Raw genomic sequence first — 2,319 nt, forward strand, 5'->3', positions numbered from 1 at the left:
TCCGAGGATCCCGAAGAGCCCTCGGCCGCCAGGGCGGCGCGGAGCTTACGGGCCACCGGGGGTTCGATGGTGGATGAAGGGCTCTTGACGAACTCGCCGAGCTCCTTCAGCTTCGCAAGCGCGACCTTGCTGTCGACGCCGAGCTCGGAAGCGATCTCGTGCACGCGTGGTTTTGCCACAATTCTCCTGTCTGAGGGCCTACCCCGGACAGGGCAGACCGTTAGTTGCGGACGGGTCTCATTTCGAGCCGTTCACTTCGTGTCCATAGCCGTTCAGCCTTTTCGCTGGAGGTGTGATTCGAAGGTCTGCGTGTCAAGCGGGCCTGACACACGCAATGCTCGTACGAAGGCGCGACGCGTGAGAGCTTTTCTCACGCACGCGTCCGTCTCGTGCACCCACGCTCCCCGGCCCGGAAGCACCGCTCTCTCGTCGGGGACGAGGACCGATCCGTCGGCGACCACACGCAGAAGCGAGGATCGGGGGGCGCGTGCGCGGCATCCGACGCACGTTCGTACGGGATCCATCCTACACCTCGCGCCTACCCGGAAGACGGACGCTCAGTTGTCTTCGAGGATGCTGTCGGGCTGGATGTCGATCTTGGCACCGGTCAGCTTGGCGGCGAGACGGGCGTTCTGCCCCTCTTTGCCGATCGCGAGCGACAGCTGGTAATCGGGCACGAGCGCGCGCACGGCCTTGGTCGAGGCGTCCAGCACGAACGACGAGGTCACCTTGGCGGGCGACAGGGCGTTCGCGACGAAACGGGGCAGCTCGGCGTCGTAGTCGATGATGTCGATCTTCTCGCCCGCGAGCTCCTCGGTGACGGCGCGGACACGACGGCCCAGCTCGCCGATGCAGGCGCCCTTGGCGTTGACCGTCGGGTCGTTCGCCTTGACCGCGATCTTGGAACGGTGACCCGCCTCGCGCGCCAGCGAGACGATCTCGACCAGACCCGCGGCGATCTCGGGCACCTCGAGTGCGAAGAGCTTGCGCACGAGACCGGGGTGGGTGCGCGAGACCGTGATCTGCGGGCCCTTGTTGCCCTTCGAGACGCTCGTGACGTAGACGCGCAGGCGCGAGCCGTGCGGGTAGGTCTCGCCGGGCACCTGCTCCTCGGGCGGAAGGATGGCCTCGACCGTACCGAGGTCGACGTGCACCATGCGGGGGTTCGGTCCCTGCTGGACCACACCGGCGACGATGTCGCCCTCTTTGCCCTTGAACTCCCCCAGCACCGCGTCGTCGGCGATGTCGCGCAGACGCTGGCTGATGACCTGCTTCGCGGCGAACGCGGCGATGCGGCCGAAGTCGTCGGGGGCCTGCTCCTCTTCGCCGATCACGGCGCCCTCGTCGTCGGTCACGGGCGTGAAGATGCCCACGTGACCGGTCTTGCGGTCGAGCGAGGCGCGAGCGCCCGCGGGGATCTCGCCCTCGGACGAGATGTGCTTGGCGTAGGCGGTCAGGATCGCCTGCTCGATGATCCGCGCGAGTTCGTCGAAGGGGATCTCCTTCTCGCGTTCGATCGTCTTCAGAAGTGCGAGATCGATGTCCACAAGGCCCTCCGTTGTTCAGCTTTCGTCGGCGCGACCGGCGCCGACAACCCTCCTACGATACCCGGGATGCCACCCGCTCCGCGACCCGAGACGGCGGAGCGATGCCGATGCTCAGCCGGTTCAGAGGCGCTCGAACGGGTGCGAGGCGAGCTTTCCGTGCACTCCCCCGTCCACGAGACGGCGGGCGGCCGTGCCGGGCTTGCGGTCGGCCTGGTCCGAGACGCACGCGGCGAACTCCGTCGCGAGCGTCCCCCGCGGGTGGGCCGCGAGTACCTCGCGCACGAAGTCCTGGGGCAGCACATCGACGCGGGCTCCCGAGATGTCGAGGCCGGTGGCGATCTCGAGCAAGTGGCCCTCGGCATCCATCGAGGGATCCACGCTGGTCCAGTTGTGCCGCACGATCACCTCGAGCGCTCGGCGCCGTCGCTCGCGCGGCCAGCCCGCTCCGGCGGTGAGGGCGATCGCGACGTGGCCGCCGGCGTCCTCGTAGGACAGCGTGTGATTGTCGAACGCAGTGACGGTGCCGATGTCGTGCAGCACGGCCGAGACGTAGAGCAGCTCGTGGTCGATGGCGTCGAACCCGCCGTCGCGCGCGAACGCCTCGGCGAAGAGCCACGACCGCAGGGCGTGGGCCGTGATCGCCGGCGTCTGGTACTCGCGGGCGAGCTCGAGCGCCGCGCAGGCGGCGGCGGTGTCGGGCACGGGGAAGTCGGCGATGCGCATGGGGCCTCCGGGGTCAGGGCCCCAGCTTGACGCGATCACGCGCCCGCCG

Annotated in this window: 4 protein-coding genes; all 4 read right to left on the bottom strand. The window is 68.7% G+C overall.

The window, feature by feature from the left end:
* A partial coding sequence (locus tag DBR36_RS12580; RefSeq protein WP_181373589.1) for a translation initiation factor IF-2 N-terminal domain-containing protein occupies nt 1-179 on the bottom strand: 179 nt, incomplete at its 3' end.
* Nucleotides 180-272: 93 nt separating this feature from the next.
* On the bottom strand, nt 273-524 hold the full coding sequence (locus DBR36_RS12585) for a YlxR family protein (protein WP_108319889.1): 252 nt from the start codon (nt 522-524) through the stop codon (nt 273-275).
* Between the two features lie 33 nt (nt 525-557).
* Nucleotides 558-1,547, bottom strand: a complete 990-nt coding sequence (nusA, locus tag DBR36_RS12590) for a transcription termination factor NusA (protein ID WP_108319891.1) — start codon at nt 1,545-1,547, stop codon at nt 558-560.
* A gap of 120 nt (nt 1,548-1,667) precedes the next feature.
* Nucleotides 1,668-2,270, bottom strand: coding sequence for an HD domain-containing protein (locus tag DBR36_RS12595; protein WP_108319893.1), 603 nt, complete (start codon nt 2,268-2,270; stop codon nt 1,668-1,670).
* Between the last annotated feature and the right edge of the window lie 49 nt (nt 2,271-2,319).

Origin of the sequence: Microbacterium sp. HMWF026 (assembly GCF_003061325.1) — a bacterium.
In the GTDB taxonomy this organism is placed as follows: Bacteria; Actinomycetota; Actinomycetes; order Actinomycetales; family Microbacteriaceae; genus Microbacterium; species Microbacterium testaceum_E.

Excerpts from the sequence above, each read along its gene's own strand:
- DBR36_RS12585 (WP_108319889.1), bottom strand. The coding sequence starts at position 524 with ATGGATCCCGTACGAACGTGCGTCGGATGCCGCGCACGCGCCCCCCGA.
- DBR36_RS12595 (WP_108319893.1), bottom strand. The coding sequence starts at position 2,270 with ATGCGCATCGCCGACTTCCCCGTGCCCGACACCGCCGCCGCCTGCGCG.